Genomic DNA, 18,583 nt, shown 5'->3' with positions numbered 1-18,583 from the left:
CTCGACGGGCGGCCGCGGATAGGGTGCGGGGGTGGCTGCTCCGAACCTGACCAGGGACGACGCGCGGACCCGCGCCGAGGCCCTCGAGGTCGACTCGTACCTCATCGCCCTCGACCTCACCGACGGGACCGACAAGCCGGGTGAGTCGACGTTCCGCTCGACCACCACGGTGCGGTTCCGGTCCTCGTCGCCGGGGACGGCGAGCTGGATCGACATCGTCGCGGCCGGGGTGCGCAGCGCCATCCTCAACGGCATCCCGCTCGACGTCTCCGGCTACGACGAGGAGAAGGGCATCGCCCTGCCCGACCTCGCGGCCGAGAACGAGCTCGTCGTCGACGCCGACTGCCGCTACATGAACACCGGCGAGGGCCTGCACCGGTTCGTCGACCCGGTCGACGGTGCGGTGTACCTCTACAGCCAGTTCGAGACGGCCGACGCGAAGCGGATGTTCGCCTGCTTCGACCAGCCCGACCTCAAGGCGACGATCACCCTCACCGCCCTGGCCGCGCCCGACTGGCACGTCATCTCCAACGGCGCCCTCTCCACGACCACGACGCTCGACACCGGCGCGGTCCACCACGCGTTCGACACCACCGCGCGGATCTCGACCTACCTGGTCGCGCTGATCGCCGGCCCGTACGCCCGGTGGACCGACGAGTACTCCGACGAGCACGGCACCATCCCGCTGGGCATCTACTGCCGCGGCTCGCTCGCCGAGCACATGGACGCCGACCGCCTGTTCACCGAGACCAAGCAGGGCTTCGGCTTCTACCACCGCAACTTCGGGGTGCCCTACCCCTTCGCGAAGTACGACCAGCTCTTCGTCCCCGAGTTCAACGCGGGCGCGATGGAGAACGTCGGCGCCGTGACGTTCCTCGAGGACTACGTCTTCCGCAGCCGCGTCACCCGCTACCTCTACGAGCGCCGCGCCGAGACCGTGCTGCACGAGATGGCGCACATGTGGTTCGGCGACCTCGTGACCATGCGCTGGTGGGACGACCTGTGGCTGAACGAGTCGTTCGCCACCTGGGCGTCGGTGGTCAGCCAGGCCGAGGCCACCGAGTACCGGAACGCGTGGACGACGTTCGCCAACGTCGAGAAGTCGTGGGCCTACCGGCAGGACCAGCTGCCCTCGACCCACCCCATCGCCGCCGACATCCCCGATCTGCAGGCCGTCGAGGTCAACTTCGACGGCATCACCTACGCCAAGGGCGCGTCGGTGCTCAAGCAGCTCGTGTCCTACGTCGGGCAGGACGAGTTCCTCGCCGGGCTGCGGCTGTACTTCTCCCGCCACGCCTACGGCAACGCCACCTTCGACGACCTGCTCGGTGCACTCACCGAGTCCTCGGGCCGCGACCTCTCCGGCTGGTCGGCGGAGTGGCTCCGGACGACGGGTCTGAACTCGCTCTCGCCGTCGTTCGCCGTGGGCGCCGACGGCACGTACACCGAGTTCGCGGTGCTCCAGGGCGGCGCGAAGCCGGGGGCCGGCGAGACCCGCACGCACCGCATCGCCGTCGGGATCTACGCCCCCGACGACGCGGGCCGGCTCGTCCGCGTGCACCGCACCGAGCTCGACGTCACCGGCGAGCGCACCGAGGTGCCCGAGCTGGTCGGGGTCCCCGCCGGCTCGCTGGTGCTCGTCAACGACGACGACCTGACCTACTGCACGATGCGCCTCGACGAGCGCTCGTTGACGACGTTGATCGCGGACATCGGGCAGATCGCCGAGCCGCTGCCCCGCACGCTGTGCTGGTCGGCGGCGTGGGAGATGACCCGCGAGGCCGAGCTGCGCGCCCGCGACTTCGTCGCCCTCGTCGTCGGGGGGATCGCGGCCGAGACCGAGGTCGGCGTGGTCCAGCGGCTCCTGCTGCAGGCCCAGACCGCGCTCGCCTCCTACGCCGACCCGCAGTGGGCGGTCGAGGAGGGCTGGCCGTCGTTCGTCGCGACGCTGCTCGAGCTCGCGCACTCCGCCGAGGCCGGCTCGGACCACCAGCTGGCGATCGTCAACGCCCTCACCGGCTCGGTGCTGACCCCGGAGGCGCTGACGGCGCTGGCCGGGTGGCGCGACGGGAGTGCGCCGCTCGAGGGCCTGACCGTGGACACCGACCTGCGGTGGCGGCTGCTGCACGCCCTGGTCGCGCACGGGACGGTGGGCGAGGCCGAGATCGAGGCCGAGCTGGCGCGGGACAACACCGCGACCGGCCTGCGCATGGCCGAGCGGGCCCGCGCGCTGGTGCCGACGCCCGAGGCGAAGGCGACCGCGTGGCAGCGGGCGGTCCACGACGACACGCTGCCCAACGCGATCAACATGGCGATCATCATGGGCTTCTCGCACCCGTCGCAGGGCGCCCTGCTCACCGACTACCGCGAGAAGTACTTCGCGTCGGTCGACGAGGTGTGGGGCCGGCGCTCGAGCGAGCAGGCGCAGCCGATGGTGCAGGGCCTGTTCCCGTCCTGGGCCGTCGAGCAGGCGACGGTCGAGGCGGCCGACCGCTGGCTCGCCGACGAACACCCGTCGGCCCTGACCCGGCTGGTCACCGAGGGGCGGGCCGGGATCGTCCGGGCCCTGGCGGCGCGGGAGGCCGACCGGGGTTAGGCCGTTCAGCCGCACCCCCTGAACGAACGAACGGCACTCTCGCGCACATAGATGCTGCGAGAGTGCCGTTCGTTCAGGACGGGCCTTGGGCCGATCGGATTAGTGCTTGCTGCCCGCGTGGTCGCCGAGCACCCGCAGGCCCTCGACGATGCCGCCGGTGAGGTCGGACTCGGTGAACGACGAGACCATCGCCATGACGCCGAGCTTGGCGCCACGGTCGTCCACGCGACGGACGGACTCCTCGCCGGTGATGACCTCGACGACCCGCTCGCCGGGCGACACGCAGATCAGCACCGCTTCGTCGGCCTGCTCACCGAGGGCGGCGTGCAGTTCCTCGGCGCGCTCGCGGGAGCGGGGGCCGAGCTCGCCGACCCACACGCTGAACAGCAGCCCGGTCTCGGCCGAGGTGCGGGTGAGCGCCTCGTCGATGCGGGAGAGCTGCGACGACGAGAAGGGCACCTTCTGGTCGTCGGCGAGGACCTCGGTGGCCTCGGAGATGCGGCCGGAGGCGGTCGGCACGCGGGAGTGCCCGTAGACCGGGTCCTCGGCCAACCCGGTCTCGTTGATCATCGGCGTCTCGCCGGGGCGCGCCTGCGGGCGCGCGAGTTCACCAGGTGCCACGTGCGCCTCCTCGGGCGGTGCGGGTCGCGGTGGCGCCGACGGCCTCGACGGTCGGCTCCGGCAGGCCGGTCCCCTTGGGGTTCCCGATCCACCAGAGCGGCTCGTGCGGCCAGTCGTCGCCGGCCCGGTAGGACGCCGCCCTGCCCTTGCCCCGGACCGCGGTCAGGGCGAAGAGCAGGAGCAGCGCGACGACCGGGATCACCGCGTAGATCAGGATCGTCTCGATCGGACTCACGGCCCGAACCGTAGTGGAAAGCAGCTCCGACGTCGTGTCGTAGGTGCCGTGACCACCCCACTCACCACACGACTCACCACACGGGCGGTCGACGGTGCGCCCACGGCATCGCCGCCTCGAGCTCGGCCCCGAGCCCCAGCAGCACGTCCTCCTCGCCCCGACGCCCCCGCAGCGTGACGCCCACCGGGAGCGTCACCCCGTCCACCGTCGGCCACCCCGTCGGCAGCCCGAGGGCCGGTTCGCCGGTCAGGTTGGCGATCGCCGTCCACGGCGTGAACGCGACCTGGCGCGCGAAGTCGACCTCGGGCCCGTCCGCGGAGAACCAGCCCACCGGCCGCGGGGGCAGCGCCACCGACGGCGTGAGCACCGCGTCCAGTCCGGCCCGCGCGGTGACCATCCGGCGCGTCGCGACCTGCACCGTCTGCAGCGCGCCGAGGGCCGCGATGCCCGACACCGACCGTCCGCGCGAGCGCAGCAGCCGGGTCAGCGGCTGCAACCGCGGCTCGTCGGCCGGGTCGACGGGGTCGGCGAGCGCGAGGGTCGCCCACAGCGCGAGGAAGGCGCCGACCACCTCGTCCGGCAGCCGCACCTCCACCGGCTCCACCGTGTGCCCGAGGGACTCCAGCGCCCGGGCGGTGTCCTCGGCCGCGGCCACGCACACCGGGTCGACCGACGCGCCGGCCCAGCCCGGGACGAGCCCGGAGAGGTCGCCGTAGGGCACCGCGGTCGACACCCCGATCCGCCGTCGCGGGCCCGGCCCGCGCCGCACGACCCCGAGGTACCCGTCGTCGGGAACACGCCCCGGGACCAGTGGCTCCCCCGGCCACGCCCGTCCCCCGCACAGGGCGTCGAGCAGGGCGGCGGCGTCGGCGACCGTCCGCGCGAGCGGGCCCGCCACCGAGAGCCCCGCCGGGTCGCCCCCCGCCGGTCCGGCCGGGACGCGCCCGCGCGTGGTCTTCAGCCCCACCAGCCCGCACACCGAGGCCGGGATGCGGATCGATCCGCCGCCGTCCGACCCCTGCGCGACCGGAACCACCCCGGCCGCCACCGCCGCGGCCGCCCCGCCCGACGAGCCGCCGGCCGAGCGCGAGACGTCCCACGGCGTGACGGCGGGCGCCGCGCCGGCCGGCTCGGTGTAGCAGGGCAGACCGAACTCGGGCACCGCGGTCTTGCCGAGGCTGACGGTCCCGGCGGCGCGCAGCAATCCGACCAGGTCGTCGTCGGTGTCCGGCACCCACCCGCGGGAGACGACCGACCCGCGCCCGGTGGGCACCCCCGCCGTCGCGGTGAGGTCCTTGATCGCGGTCGGGACGCCCCACAACGGACGTCCCGACAATGCATTCGAGCACGCCGATAGGGCGTCGGGGCCGGTCGCGTCCAACGCCCGCGCGGCGTCCCGCGCGCGGTCGGGGGTGAGGACGGCGAAGGCGCCCAGGCGCGCACCGAGGGTCTCGGCGCGCGCCAGGGCGTGGTCGACGACCTCGAGCACGGAGGTGTCCCCGCGCCGGACCGCCGCAGCCGTCTCCAGCGCCGTCAGCTCGTGCAGATCGCTCACGTCGGCCGATCATGCACGGTGCCGCGACTCCGGGTCGAGCTCCGCTGCGCTCCGTCTCCCGTCAGGCCGCGCTCTCCCCCAGGTACGGCAGCCACTGCGGGTCGGCGTCGACGAGGCCCGCGAGCAGCCGCCAGTGGCGGCCGCGCGGGGCGGTCGGCATCGTCCGGAGCGGCCAGCCGAGCTCGGCGAGGAGCTTGTCGGCCTTCTTGTGGTTGCACCGAGCGCAGCACGCGACGCAGTTCTCCCACGTGTGCGTCCCGCCGCGGCTGCGCGGCACCACGTGGTCGATCGTCTCCGCCTTGCCGGAGCAGTAGGCGCAGCGGAAGCGGTCGCGGTGCATGAGCGCCGCCCTGGTCAGCGGGACCCGTGCCCGGTACGGGACGCGGACGAACACCCGCAGCCGGATCACCGAGGGGACCTCCACGGCCCCCGTCGCGGAGTGCAGCACGAGCCCGGAGGAGTCGCCGTGCACGACGTCGGCCTTGCCGCACACGAGCAGGACGATCGCGCGGCGCAGCGGGAGCGCCGTCAGCGGTTCGTAGGTGGCGTTGAGGAGCAGTACCCGGCGGCGGCCCAGGAACGGGGCGGGCGTGACCGGGGCGGTGACCGTGACGTCCGCGGCCACCTCGGCGGGGGTGTCTGGGACGAGGGGGACGACGTCAGGAGGCTCGGTCCGCACGCTCGGCCCTTCGACCCCGCTGACCAGCGGCGTCACGGTCCTGAGTTGTCGCTCGGCCACACGACCACCTCCCACCGGGATGTGGGCACAGTCGACCACATCCGACCGCGTCGTGCACGTGTGATAACGGACCGTTCACCTCCGCCCGGGCATCGCGACCGAGATCCACTGCGGTCCGTATCGTGCCGGGGCGTGCTGTTCTTCTCCGGCATGGTCGACCAGACGCCCACCCCGACGCCCTCGCCCGGCACCGGCTCCTCGGTGGTGCCGGACGTCCCGGTCGACGCCCCGTCGTGCGCCTCCGACGTCGGCTCGCTGTGCGCGCGGGTTTTCCAGTACACGCACGCGTCCTGGCTCTCCCGGTCCGCCGACGCGATCGTCTCCCACGCGGTGACGACGATCGTGATCATCGTGGTGGCCGTGGTCCTGCGGTCGGCCCTGCACCGCGCCATCCGGCGGATCGTCGACGGCGCCAGCTCCGGACGGGTGCCGCGCCTGCTGCGCCCGCTGCGGGACCGGGCGGCGGCGAGCCTGCGCGAGTCCGCCCCCCAGATGATCGAACGGCGCTCGCAGCGGGCCCAGGCCATCGGGTCGGTGCTGCGCTCGTTCGTCACGCTCGTGATCTACGGGGTCGCCTTCACGCTGATCCTGGGCGAGTTCGGCGTCAACCTGGCGCCGATCATCGCCTCCGCCGGCATCCTCGGCGTCGCGATCGGGTTCGGCGCCCAGAACCTCGTCCGGGACTTCCTCTCCGGCATCTTCATGATGCTCGAGGACCAGTACGGGGTCGGGGACGTCGTCGACCTCGGGGAGGCGATCGGCACGGTCGAGGCGGTCGGCCTGCGGGTGACCACGCTGCGGGACATCGCCGGGACCGTCTGGTACGTCCGCAACGGCGAGGTCCTGCGCGTCGGCAACTCCAGCCAGGGCTACTCGGTCGCGGTGGTCGACATCCCGGTCGGGCACTCCGCGGACGTCGACGACACCTCCGAGCTGGCGCAGCGCGCGGCCACCGAGGAGTGCACCGAGCCGGCGATCGCCTCGAAGGTCCTCGCGCCGCCGGAGATGCTCGGCGTCCAGTCGGTGACCGCCGAGGGCATCCTGCTGCGCCTCACCGTGCGCACCCGCCCCGGCGAGCAGTGGGCCGTGCAGCGGGCCGTGGCGGGTGCGGTGAAGTCCGCCTTCGACGATGCCGGCGTGCCGGCCCCGACCCCCTTCGGCGGGGCCACCGCCACCCGGGCGCACGGGTCCGCGCGCCCGTGAGCCCACCCGTGAGACGGTGGAGCGTGTGAGCAGTCCCCAGACCTTCTACGACGCGGTCGGCGGCCACGAGACCTTCCACCGGATCGTCCACCGCTTCTACGAGCAGGTGGCCGACGACCCGGTCCTGCGTCCGCTCTACCCCGAGGAGGACCTCGGGCCCGCCGAGGACCGTCTCCGCCTGTTCCTCGAGCAGTACTGGGGCGGCCCGCAGACCTACTCCCAGCAGCGCGGCCACCCCCGCCTGCGGATGCGCCACGCACCGTTCCCGATCGGTCCGCTCGAGCGGGACGCCTGGCTGCGGTGCATGAAGGTCGCCGTCGACGAGGAGAACCTCTCCCCCGAGCGGCACCGCCAGATCTGGGAGTACATGGAGATGGCGGCGATGAGCATGATGAACAAGAGCTTCTGAGCTCCTGCGGTGTTCCTGCGGTGCCCGCCCGGGGAACTCCGGCCCCGATGACCGAGAACCCGCTCCAGAACGTCTCCTTCCCCTCCAACGGGCACACCGCCCACGGTTACCTCGCGCTGCCCGAGTCCGGCTCCGGGCCCGGCGTCGTGGTGATCCAGGAGTGGTGGGGACTCACCTCCCACATCGCCGACGTCACCAACCGGCTCGCCGCCGAGGGCTTCGTCGCGCTCGCCCCCGACCTCTACGGCGGGACCACCACGCACGACTCCGACGAGGCCGGGAAGCTCATGCAGGAGCTCCCGGTGCAGCAGGCCGCCACCGACCTCGGCGGCGCCGTCGACTACCTGCTCGGCCACGAGGCGGTCGTCGGGGACAAGGTCGGCGCCGTCGGGTTCTGCATGGGCGGTGGCTTCGTCCTCGTCCTCGCGGCCCAGCAGGGCGACAAGATCGGGGCCGCGGTGCCGTTCTACGGCGTGCTCGGCGAGGACTACCCGAGCTTCGAGAAGCTGTCCGCGCCGCTGCTCGGCCACTTCGGCGAGGAGGACGAGATGGCCCCGCCGGACGCCGTCGAGGAGCTCGCGGAGCGCATCGAGGCCGAGTCGGGCGTGCGCCCCGACTTCCGGATCTACCCGGCCGGTCACGCCTTCTTCAACGACGAGAACCACATGGGCACCTACGACCCCGAGCAGGCCGTCAAGGCCTGGAGCGCCACGCGCGACTTCCTGCGCGCGAAGCTGGGCTGACCTACAGCAGCGGCAGCTGCGCGCGGCGGCGTCGGACCACGGCGCCGCCGCGCGCGTCGAGCCGCAACCACCCGCCGTCGGTCGACACGCGCACCACGTCGTCGCCGTCGGCGCCGGGCCCCACGAAGCCCATCCCCGACAGCGCGAACACGCAGCGCATCGGCACCCGCACCTCGGCCCCCGACGCGTCGTCGGTCACGGTCAGCACGATCTGGTCGAGCAGGGCCGCCGACGGCCGCCCGCTCGGGTCGCCGGCCCGCGCCGCGGCGACGCCCTTCTCCGCGAGCCCGTCCAGGGCGCTCGCCGGGACCTCCCCCACCACCTGCCACCGCGCGTCCGGGCGCAGCGGCGGCAGCGGACCGCGCCACCGCTCGTCCACCGACGTCCCCGGCTCCACGGACGGGCCACCCGCGACGGCCAGGGCGGCCAGCAGATCCGACCCCACCACCGTCACGTCCGCGGGCTCGAGCGTGCCCGGGGCGCTGCGGGTGACCAGCGCGTCGAACGGGGTGGGCGCGAACGCCTCGACGGCGTCGACCTCCCCCGGGCGGGCCCGCAGCCGGACCACGACGGCGGGGTCCAGCCGCACCGCCCGGCCCACGAACCCGGCCAGGTCCTCCCGGTGCGCGGCGTCCGGCACCGACAGCGCGGCCCGCACGCGGGTCGAGCTCCGCTCCGCTGCGTCTCCGGTCCCGATCACGCCGACACCTCGTAGCGGGCCAGGAACGTGCGCTCCTCGTCGGTGAGACGACGGGGGCGCGCGGCGGCGAGGTCGTAGGGCACCAGCTGGGTGTCCGCGGTGACCGCGGGCTTCGGATCCCAGCCGTTCCCGTCGTCGGGAAGGAGCAGCTCGTAGCCGACGGTGAACGACGCCGCCCGCACCGAGTGCGCCCACATCCGTGCGTGCACGCCGCGCCGGGTCCACGGGATCGGACGGCGGTAGCGCACGTCCACCCGCGCCACCAGCAGGCCGGCCTCGAAGGCCGCGACCCCCGCGCGGGCGGCGGCGTCGAAGAGGAGCGCGGTGCGCGCGTCCTCCAGCAACGTGACGACCTTCGCGTGGTTGACGTGCTGGTACGGGTCCTGGTCGGACCAGCGCACCGCCACGTCGACGTCGTAGGTCGAACTCATCGCACCATGCTCCGGATCTGGCGGGCGGCCACGGACACCGTGGTCAGGTCGGTCCGACCGGAGCGGGCGATCTCGGCCAGCGACGTGCGCGCACGCATCAGCCGCGAGGCGTTCGCCTGCTCCCAGTGCGCGATCTTCTCATCCGCGGTCTCGCTGTTGTCGGTGTCCGCCAGCACGTCCAGCGTCACCGCGCGCAACGAGGAGTACAGCTCGTCGCGCAGCGAGAGCCGGGCCAGCGCGTCCCAGCGGTCCCGCCGCGACAGCGACGCCACGACCGTGAGCAGCCGGTCGATCCCGAGGTGGTCGGACACCGCGTAGTACAGCTCCGCGACCGCCCGCAGGTCGTCCGGGTCGTCGTCGTGGTCGGCCTCCGCGATCTCGGTGATCTCGGTGACGTCGAGCAGCCCGAAGCCGTACAGCCCGCCCACCACGCGCCCGGCGAGCTCCGCCGGCGCGCCCAGCGCGACCATCGCGTCGACGCGTTCGGCGAGCCCCTCGGCCTCCGTGCCGCGCAGCAGCCCCGCGACCTGCGGCCCCAGGGTCCCGACGACGGGTGAGAAGCGCTGGATCTCCGCGCCCATGGCCAGCGGTTGGGGGCGGTGGGTGAGCAGCCAGCGCGCCGCCCGGTCGAGGATCCGCCGGGAGGCCAGCGTCAGCCGGTCCGCGGCCGTCGTCGGGAGCCCGGCGGCCGTCGCGTCGGCGACGTCCGCGGCGAGGGCGTCGAGCCCGAACACGCGCGTCGCGACCTGGTAGGCGCGCACCGCGTCCGCCGGGGTCGCCGAGACCTCCGCGACCAGGCGGTGGACGTAGGAGAGCCCGCCGCCGTCGACGACCTCGTTGGCCACCATCGTCGTGACGATCCGCCGCCGCAGCGGGTGCGCCGCGATCGCCGACGGGTAGGTCGACGCCAGCACGGGCGGGAAGTACGACGGCAGGCGTCGGGTGAAGATCTCGGCGTCGGGCAGGTCGTTCTCGGCCAGCGCCTCGGTGAGGTCGAGCTTCACGTGCGCCATGAGCTGGGCGAGCTCCGGCCCGGACAGCCCCTCCCCCGCCTGCCGCCGGGCCTCGAACCCCTCGGCGTCGGGCAGCACGTCGAGCTCGCGGTCGATCCGCCCGCGGGCCTCGAGGTCGGTCACCTGGGCCTCGTGGACGTTGAGCATGTCGGCGCTGTGCGCGCGGGCGACGCCGAGCACGTCGTTCTGCGCGATGTTGTCGGCGAGGACGAGCGCGGCCACGTCCTCCGTGGTCGCCGCGATCTGCTCGTCGCGCCGTTCCTCGACGAGCTCCCCGCGCTCCACCAGCGAGTCGAGCAGGATCTTGATGTTGACCTCGTGGTCGGAGCAGTCGACGCCCGCGGAGTTGTCGATGGCGTCGGTGTTCACCCGGCCGCCGGCCCGGGCGTACTCGATGCGGCCGCGCTGGGTGAGGCCCAGGTTGCCGCCCTCGCCGACGACCTTCACCCGCAGTTCGTCGCCGTTCACCCGCACCGCGTCGTTGCCCTTGTCGCCGGCGTCGGCGTGGGTCTCCTCGGTGCTCTTGACGTACGTGCCGATGCCGCCGTTCCACAGCAGGTCGACGGGGGCCTGGAGGATGGCGCGCATCAGCGACGGCGGGTCGAGGTCGCCCTCGGTGGTGCCGAGGACCGCGGCCACCTGCTCGGAGACCGGGATCCGCTTGAGCGTGCGCGGATAGACCCCGCCGCCGGCGCTGATCAACGACTCGTCGTAGTCCGCCCACGACGACCGCGGCAGCTCGAACAGGCGGCGACGCTCCGCGAAGGACACCGCCGGGTCCGGGTCGGGGTCGAGGAAGACGTGCCGGTGGTCGAACGCGGCGACGATGCGCAGGTGCTCGGAGAGCAGCATGCCGTTGCCGAAGACGTCGCCGGACATGTCGCCGACGCCGACCACGGTGATCTCGTCGGACGCGACGTCCCGGCCGAGCTCGCGGAAGTGGCGGCGCACCGACTCCCATGCGCCCTTGGCGGTGATGCCCATGGCCTTGTGGTCGTAGCCGACGGACCCGCCGGAGGCGAACGCGTCGCCGAGCCAGAAGCCGCGCGAGATGGCGACGTCGTTGGCGATGTCGGAGAACGTCGCGGTGCCCTTGTCCGCGGCGACGACGAGGTAGGTGTCGTCCCCGTCGTAGCGCACGATCCGCTCCGGGGTCACCGACGGCGAGTCCGCCGCGTGCCCCCGCCGGTCGTCGACGAGGTCGAGCAGCGCCCCGATGAACAACCGGTAGCAGGCCACCCCCTCGGCGCGCTGGGCGTCGCGGTCGGCCCCCGGGTCGCCCGTGGGCGCCGGCGGACGCTTGACCACGAACCCGCCCTTGGCGCCCACCGGCACGATGACGGCGTTCTTCACCGCCTGCGCCTTCACCAGGCCGAGGATCTCGGTGCGGTAGTCCTGCAGCCGGTCCGACCAGCGCAGTCCCCCGCGCGCGATCGGCCCGAAGCGCAGGTGCACGCCCTCGACGCGGTTCGAGTGCACGAACGTCTCGATGGCGGGCCGCGGCTCCGGCACCCCCGGGACGAGGGAGGGATCGAGCTTGAACGCCAGCACGTCCCGCGGGGCGCCCTCGGCGTCGCGGAGGAAGTACGTGGAGCGCAGCGTGCCGCGGACCAGGCCGAGCAGGGCCCGCAGGATGCGGTCGGCGTCCAGACTGGTCACCGCGTCGATGGCGGCCTCGACCTGCCCGTCGAGCTCGGCCACCCGGGCCTCGCGGTCGTCGTCCTGGTCCGGGTCGAACCGCGCCTCGAACAGCCGGACCAGGCCGACCGCCACGTCGGTGTGGGCGGCGACCACGTCGGTGATGTAGCTCTGGCCGTAGGTGCTGGCGATCTGCCGCTGGTACCGGGCGAGGGCGCGCAGCAGGCCGGCCTGCCGCCAGGTCAGCCCGGCGGTGAGCACGAGCGCGTTGAACCCGTCGGTGCCGACCCGGCCACGCCAGATCTCGGTGAACGCCTCGGCGGCCCGGCGGGTGAGGTCCTCGTCCTGCGCCGCGGCGGTGTCGAGCCGCATCCGCAGCCCGAAGTCGTTGATCCAGGCGAGGCGGCCGTCGCTGCGCCGCACCTCGTAGGGGCGCTCGTCGACGACCTCCACGCCCATCGACTGCAGCACGGGCAGCACCGTCGAGAGCGTGATGCGCCGCCCCACGAGGTAGAGCTTGAGGCGCCGGTCGCCGGCCTCCGGGTCGATCCCGTCGTCGTCGGGACGGTAGAGCCGCACCGCGAGGTCGTCCGGCCCCTGCAGCCCGTCGAGGACCAGCAGGTCGGCCACGCCGCGCTCGGGCGGGAAGTCCTCCTGGTAGGCCTGGCTGAACGGCTCGCCCACCGCGGCGATCGCCGCGCGGACCCCGGGCCCGGCGGCGGCGCGCAGCCGGTCGTCCCACGTGCGGGCGGCCTCGGCGAGCTCGTCGGTGAGGGCGGCGACGTCGGGCCGGACCGGCTCGCGCTGCCCGGTGTGCACCGTGACGTGCAGGAGCGCGAGCTGGTCCTCGGTCACGCGCGCCGTGTACTCGATGTCGGCGCCGCCGAGACGGTCGAGGAGCAGCTGCTGCATGCGGAGCCGGGCGGCCGTGGTGTACCGGTCGCGCGGGAGGTAGACCATCGCCGAGAAGTAGCGGCCCCACCGGTCCCGGCGCAGGAACAGCCGCACCCGCCGTCGTTCGGCGAGCGCGAGCACCCCGGTCACGGTCTCCTGCAGCGAGGCCCGGTCCGTGCAGAGCAGCTCGGCCCGCGGGTAGGTCTGCAGCACCTCGAGCATCCGCTGGCCCGACCACGACTCGACCGGCAGCTCGATCCCGCTGATCACGTCGGTCACCCGACGCTGCACCACCGGGATGCGTGTGACGTCCGCGCTGCGGGCCGCGACCGACAGAACACCCAGGAACCGGTGCTCCCCGACCACCCGCCCGCCCTCGTAGACCTTCACGCCGACGAAGAGGGGGTGCACCGGAGCGTGCACGGTCGACCGGGCACCGGCCCGCGTGAGAACGAGGAGCACCCCGTCCTCGTCGACCGTCTCCTCCTGCTCGGCGAGATCGGGACCCGCGGTCAGCGTGCGCGCGTACTCCGTGTCGCGGCGCAGGATGCCGAGGCCCTCGGCACCCTCTCCGGTCACCGGTCGGTACCGGTGGCCCAGGAAGGTCAGGTTGCCGTCCGCCAGCCACCGCAGCAGGGCGACGGTCTCGGCGGTGCGGTACTCCGCGACCGGCGGCGGGGTGGCCTCGAGCTCCTCCGCCAGACGACGGGCCTGCTCCAGCATCCGCGCGCCGTCCTCGACCACGTCGCGGACGTCGGCCAGCACCGCGGACAACCGCTCGTGCAGGTCCCGTGCCAGGTCCCGGACCGACGCCGTCTCCGGCTCGAGCTCCAGGTTCATCCACGACTCGGCCACCGTTCCCGACGGCGGGTCGCTCGGGTCCGCGTCGGGGCACACCTCGAGCAGGGCGCCGTCGGTGTCCCGGCGGACGACGACCACGGGGTGCACCACCCGGTGCACGGTGGCCCCGGTGCGCGACAGCTCCGCGACCACCGAGTCGATGAGGAACGGCATGTCCTCGGTGACGACGAGGACGGACACCCGCTCCGGGTCCGGCGCGACGAGACCGGGCGCCGGCTCCGCACCCGCACCGAGCACGGCGGTGACCGGACGCCCGGGCACCCGCAGCCGGGCCAGGCTCCGGTGGGCCCGCACGATCGCGAGCGCCGCCTGCGGGTCCGGCCCGATCTCCCCGGGACCGACCCGGGCGTAGTACAGCGCCGCGAGGTCACCGAGCTGTGCGTCGTCCGCGGCCGAGTCCCGCGCCGCCTCGCGCAGCGCCTGCACGTCGACGGCCGCCGGGGCCGTCATCGACACACCACCGGGGGCGCAGGGACAGGGCCACACCAGGGCGTGAGCACGTCGGCCACTGTAACGGCGGCGTTGCGGAGTAGAGCCATCCGCCGACCGGCGGGCGCTCGTCGGCGTGGACGGTGGACGACGCCGACGAATGGGTTGACGTCCGCGCGGTGCGGTGACGGGAACGGCGCCCCGCTCCGCGAGGTTCACGTGAGGCAGGTCCTGGCTGCTGCCGGGATGCCTGGTGTGTATCTAGCGGCCGCGTGCGACGAGTGCCCCGAGCCCCGTTCCGCGAGGTTCACGTGGGGCAGGTGCCGATCCCTGTCGGGCTGCCTGATGTGCATCTCGCTGCGCCCGACAGCGGGTGCCCGTTGCGTTCTGGGCTGGATGACACGAACCCGCTCGGCATGTGCCAGGAGTTCGGCGGGCTCACTCGGCGAGGTTCACATGAGGCAGGCTCCGAGCACTTCTCAGGTGCCTGGTGTGTGTCTCGGGGTCTCGTGGGGCGAACCCACAGGCGCCCGGTTCGGCGAGGTGCACATCAGACAGGTTCCGAGGTCCGAATAGGTGCTTGGTGTGTATCTCGCGGTGCGCCGCGAGGGAATGCTGCACCTGCTCGGCCGGCGAGGTGCACATCAGGCAGGTTGCGGGGGCTGGCGGGGTGTCTGGTGCGCATCTCGTGGAGGAGGACTGGCCTGTGTCGGGCGGCCCGCAAACTGCTGTGGATGCACGAAAGCCCCCCGGGCCGGTGGCTCGGGGGGCTTGTGGTGGGGGTGGTTGGGTGTTCCGGCGGTGTCCTACTCTCCCACGACCTGGCGGTCGCAGTACCATCGGCGCTGGAGGGCTTAGCTTCCGGGTTCGGGATGGGACCGGGCGTTTCCCCTCCGCTATGACCACCGGAACACCGAACCACCCCCACGGTCGTGCTGTGGGGGGTCGGGTTGTGTGGATGTGGACGCGAGCAGAGCTTTTCGGTTGCGCTTGAGGGACTTGTTGAGTCACCGCCGACCCAGTGTGTGGGTGTTGGTGGTGTGTCGGGCAAGTCCTCGGCCTATTAGTACCAGTCCACTGCATACCTTGCGGTACTTCCATGTCTGGCCTATCAACCCACTGGTCTGGTGGGGGCCTTAACCCTCATGGGGTGGGAGACCTCATCTTGGAACGGGCTTCCCGCTTAGATGCCTTCAGCGGTTATCCCTTCCGAACGTAGCCAACCAGCCGTGCCCCTGGCGGGACAACTGGCACACCAGAGGTTCGTCCGTCCCGGTCCTCTCGTACTAGGGACAGCCTTCCTCAAGTCTCCTGCGCGCGCGGCGGATAGGGACCGAACTGTCTCACGACGTTCTAAACCCAGCTCGCGTACCGCTTTAATGGGCGAACAGCCCAACCCTTGGGACCTACTCCAGCCCCAGGATGCGACGAGCCGACATCGAGGTGCCAAACCATGCCGTCGATATGGACTCTTGGGCAAGATCAGCCTGTTATCCCCGGGGTACCTTTTATCCGTTGAGCGACACCCCTTCCACAAGGTGGTGCCGGATCACTAGTCCCGACTTTCGTCCCTGCTCGACCTGTCGGTCTCACAGTCAAGCTCCCTTGTGCACTTGCACTCGACACCTGGTTGCCGACCAGGCTGAGGGAACCTTTGGGCGCCTCCGTTACCCTTTGGGAGGCAACCGCCCCAGTTAAACTACCCACCAGGCACTGTCCCTGGACCAGATCATGGCCCGAAGTTAGATGCCCAATTCGACCAGAGTGGTATTTCAACGGCGACTCCACCCGCACTGGCGTGCGAGCTTCACAGTCTCCCACCTATCCTACACAAGCCGAACCGAGCACCAATACCAAGCTGTAGTGAAGGTCCCGGGGTCTTTCCGTCCTGCCGCGCGTAACGAGCATCTTTACTCGTAGTGCAATTTCGCCGAGTCTGTGGTCGAGACAGCGGGGAAGTCGTTACTCCATTCGTGCAGGTCGGAACTTACCCGACAAGGAATTTCGCTACCTTAGGATGGTTATAGTTACCACCGCCGTTTACTGGCGCTTAAGTTCTCAGCTTCGGCCGTGAGGCCTAACCGGTCCCCTTAACGTTCCAGCACCGGGCAGGAGTCAGTCCGTATACATCGTCTTGCGACTTCGCACGGACCTGTGTTTTTAGTAAACAGTCGCTTCCCCCTGGTCTCTGCGACCCCACCACCCTAGCCCGCGAAGAGCTTCAGGTAACAGGGTCCCCCTTCTCCCGAAGTTACGGGGGGATTTTGCCGAATTCCTTGACCACAGTTCGCTCGAACGCCTCGGTATTCTCTACCTGACCACCTGTGTTGGTTTGGGGTACGGGTCGCGTAGGAACTCGCTAGAGGCTTTTCTCGGCAGCATGGGATCACTCTGCTTCGCCTCAACGGCTATGCGTCACGTCTCAGCCTTATGTGGCGTACGGATTTGCCTATACGCCGGCCTACACGCTTGCACCAGTACAACCACTCACTGGCGGAGCTACCCTCCTGCGTCACCCCATCGCTTGGCTACTACCAGGCAGGATCCCGCGCTCCCCCGTCCGACTCCCGAAGGAGTCATGGGGTTCGGGCGGTTAGCACACCTGGGCTCGCCATGGACGCGCCTACACGAGCACGGGAATATCAACCCGTTGTCCATCGACTACGCCTGTCGGCCTCGCCTTAGGTCCCGGCTCACCCTGGGCGGAAAAACCTGGCCCAGGAACCCTTGGTCATCCGGCGGCAGAGTTTCTCACTCTGCTGTCGCTACTCATGCCTGCATTCTCACTCACACGGGTTCCACGGCTGGATCACTCCGCCGCTTCACCACCCGCATGACGCTCCCCTACCCAACACCACCACCGTTAGGTGTCCGTGGTGTTGCCGCGGCTTCGGCGGTGCGCTTGAGCCCCGCTACATTGTCGGCGCAGGACCACTTGACCAGTGAGCTATTACGCACTCTTTCAAGGGTGGCTGCTTCTAAGCCAACCTCCTGGTTGTCTGGGCGATCCCACATCCTTTCCCACTTAGCGCACGCTTAGGGGCCTTAGCCGGCGATCTGGGCTGTTTCCCTCTCGACTACGAACCTTATCGCCCGCAGTCTCACTGCCGCGCTCGAGCTCACCGGCATTCGGAGTTTGGCTGACTTCAGTAAGCTTGTAGGCCCCCTAGGCCAACCAGTGCTCTACCTCCGGTGAGTAACACGCGACGCTGCACCTAAATGCATTTCGGGGAGAACCAGCTATCACGGAGTTTGATTGGCCTTTCACCCCTACCCACAGCTCATCCCCCAGGTTTTCAACCCTGGTGGGTTCGGGCCTCCACACCGTCTTACCGGCGCTTCACCCTGGCCATGGGTAGATCACTCCGCTTCGGGTCTAGAGCACGCGACTATCGACGCCCTGTTCGGACTCGCTTTCGCTACGGCTACCCCACACGGGTTAACCTCGCCACGTACCGCTAACTCGCAGGCTCATTCTTCAAAAGGCACGCCATCACCGATCCGAAGACCAGGCTCTGACGGCTTGTAGGCACACGGTTTCAGGTACTATTTCACTCCCCTCCCGGGGTACTTTTCACCTTTCCCTCACGGTACTTGTCCGCTATCGGTCATCAGGAAGTATTTAGGCTTACCGGGTGGTCCCGGCAGATTCACAGCGAATTTCACGGGCTCGCTGCTACTCGGGCACGTCACCACGCGATGATGAACAGTTTTCGTCTACGGGGGTCTCACCCTCTACGCCGGCGCGTCCCAACGCCTTCGACTAACCATCCACCACCACGCCCAGGGTCAGCAGCCCCCGGACATGACGCCCCACAACACCCCACCAGCAACACCTGCCAGCTATCACACAAGCGGGGTTTAGCCTCTTCCGCTTTCGCTCGCCACTACTCACGGAATCACTGTTGTTTTCTTCTCCTGCGGGTACTGAGATGTTTCACTTCCCCGCGTTCCCTCCACCCGCCCTATACATTCAGGCGGGGGTGACAGCCCATGACGGCTGCCGGGTTACCCCATTCGGACACCCTCGGATCACAGCTCGGTTGACAGCTCCCCGAGGCCTATCGCGGCCTCCCACGTCCTTCATCGGCTCCTGATGCCCAGGCATCCACCGTGCGCCCTTGACAACTTGACCAACACACCAACAACAACCACACACACATGCATGCGGCCATCGGCGATCAACAATAGTCATCAAGCAAAACTCGGTCACACCACAACCACCACCGACCCCGCCCTCCGAAGAGAACAGACCGGAAGCATCGTGGCGACCAGAAAAAAGATGCTCGCGTCCACTGTCCACTTGACAACCCAACCCACAGACCACCACCGAACCACCCCACAGGGGCACCGGCAGTGACTGTCCAGAGAAAACAACAACCCCCACACCCAACCAACCCGAAAACCCTCCCCCCGAAAGGAGAAGCAGGCCGATGAATGTGAGGGCGCGTCGTCCCCTCAGGACCCAACAGTGTGCCAACGCCCCCCGGCCCGAAAACCAGGAGAAGCTCGTGTT

11 protein-coding genes and 2 rRNA genes are annotated in these 18,583 nt (G+C 70.8%); 4 read left to right on the top strand and 9 right to left on the bottom strand.

The features are described 5' to 3' along the window. The first annotated feature begins 31 nt into the window (after window positions 1–31). The gene (gene pepN / locus BJ983_RS00110) at window positions 32–2,596 is read left to right on the top strand and encodes an aminopeptidase N (RefSeq protein ID WP_179791931.1); all 2,565 of its coding nucleotides are present in this window, start codon (window positions 32–34) and stop codon (window positions 2,594–2,596) included. Window positions 2,597–2,695: 99 nt separating this feature from the next. On the opposite strand, the gene BJ983_RS00105 is transcribed toward pepN, so the two are convergent. The 4 genes from BJ983_RS00105 to BJ983_RS00090 all read right to left on the bottom strand — a co-directional run bounded on the left by BJ983_RS00105 (window position 2,696) and on the right by BJ983_RS00090 (window position 5,632). Next, window positions 2,696–3,217 carry a DUF5130 family protein gene (locus BJ983_RS00105; RefSeq protein WP_179791930.1) on the bottom strand — a complete coding sequence of 174 codons (522 nt, stop codon included), beginning with the start codon at window positions 3,215–3,217 and terminating at the stop codon, window positions 2,696–2,698. Beyond that, on the bottom strand, window positions 3,204–3,452 hold the full coding sequence (gene ctaJ, locus BJ983_RS00100) for an aa3-type cytochrome oxidase subunit CtaJ (RefSeq protein ID WP_218890018.1): 249 nt from the start codon (window positions 3,450–3,452) through the stop codon (window positions 3,204–3,206). The genes BJ983_RS00105 and ctaJ overlap by 14 nt, the downstream gene beginning before the upstream one ends. 73 nt (window positions 3,453–3,525) lie before the next feature. Continuing rightward, window positions 3,526–5,007 (bottom strand): amidase family protein, encoded by a 1,482-nt coding sequence (locus tag BJ983_RS00095; RefSeq protein WP_179791929.1) that lies wholly within the window; start codon window positions 5,005–5,007, stop codon window positions 3,526–3,528. Window positions 5,008–5,068: 61 nt separating this feature from the next. Then, entirely contained in the window at window positions 5,069–5,632 is a 564-nt protein-coding gene (locus BJ983_RS00090) for an HNH endonuclease (protein WP_343053555.1), read from the bottom strand. Between the two features lie 246 nt (window positions 5,633–5,878). On the opposite strand from BJ983_RS00090, the gene BJ983_RS00085 reads away from it, so the two are divergent. Genes BJ983_RS00085 through BJ983_RS00075 form a run of 3 tightly spaced genes read left to right on the top strand, consistent with a single transcriptional unit; the run spans window position 5,879 to window position 8,101 of the window. Beyond that, a complete protein-coding gene (locus BJ983_RS00085) occupies window positions 5,879–6,949 on the top strand; it encodes a mechanosensitive ion channel family protein (RefSeq protein WP_343053553.1) in 1,071 nt (356 codons plus the stop codon). 25 nt (window positions 6,950–6,974) lie between these two features. Further along, window positions 6,975–7,358 carry a globin domain-containing protein gene (locus BJ983_RS00080; RefSeq protein WP_179791928.1) on the top strand — a complete coding sequence of 128 codons (384 nt, stop codon included), beginning with the start codon at window positions 6,975–6,977 and terminating at the stop codon, window positions 7,356–7,358. A 47-nt stretch (window positions 7,359–7,405) separates the two neighbouring features. Next, complete coding sequence (locus BJ983_RS00075) at window positions 7,406–8,101, top strand: dienelactone hydrolase family protein (RefSeq protein ID WP_179791927.1); 696 nt, start codon at window positions 7,406–7,408, stop codon at window positions 8,099–8,101. A 1-nt stretch (window position 8,102) separates the two neighbouring features. On the opposite strand, the gene BJ983_RS00070 is transcribed toward BJ983_RS00075, so the two are convergent. The 5 genes from BJ983_RS00070 to BJ983_RS00050 all read right to left on the bottom strand — a co-directional run bounded on the left by BJ983_RS00070 (window position 8,103) and on the right by BJ983_RS00050 (window position 18,202). Further along, window positions 8,103–8,801, bottom strand: coding sequence for a DUF8185 domain-containing protein (locus BJ983_RS00070; protein WP_343053552.1), 699 nt, complete (start codon window positions 8,799–8,801; stop codon window positions 8,103–8,105). After that, on the bottom strand, window positions 8,798–9,232 hold the full coding sequence (locus tag BJ983_RS00065; protein WP_179791926.1) for an acyl-CoA thioesterase: 435 nt from the start codon (window positions 9,230–9,232) through the stop codon (window positions 8,798–8,800). The genes BJ983_RS00070 and BJ983_RS00065 overlap by 4 nt, the downstream gene beginning before the upstream one ends. Beyond that, window positions 9,229–14,088, bottom strand: a complete 4,860-nt coding sequence (locus BJ983_RS00060; protein WP_179791925.1) for an NAD-glutamate dehydrogenase — start codon at window positions 14,086–14,088, stop codon at window positions 9,229–9,231. Before BJ983_RS00060 ends, BJ983_RS00065 begins: the two co-directional genes overlap by 4 nt. Before the next feature lie 772 nt (window positions 14,089–14,860). Beyond that, a 5S ribosomal RNA gene (rrf, locus tag BJ983_RS00055) occupies window positions 14,861–14,977 on the bottom strand. Between the two features lie 133 nt (window positions 14,978–15,110). Then, window positions 15,111–18,202, bottom strand: a 23S ribosomal RNA gene (locus BJ983_RS00050). Window positions 18,203–18,583: the final 381 nt, after the last annotated feature.

Origin of the sequence: Actinomycetospora corticicola (assembly GCF_013409505.1) — a bacterium.
GTDB classification, from domain to species: Bacteria; Actinomycetota; Actinomycetes; order Mycobacteriales; family Pseudonocardiaceae; genus Actinomycetospora; species Actinomycetospora corticicola.
The sequence above is the reverse complement of the archived record's forward strand: the minus strand, read 5'-3'. Positions and strand labels throughout refer to the sequence as shown.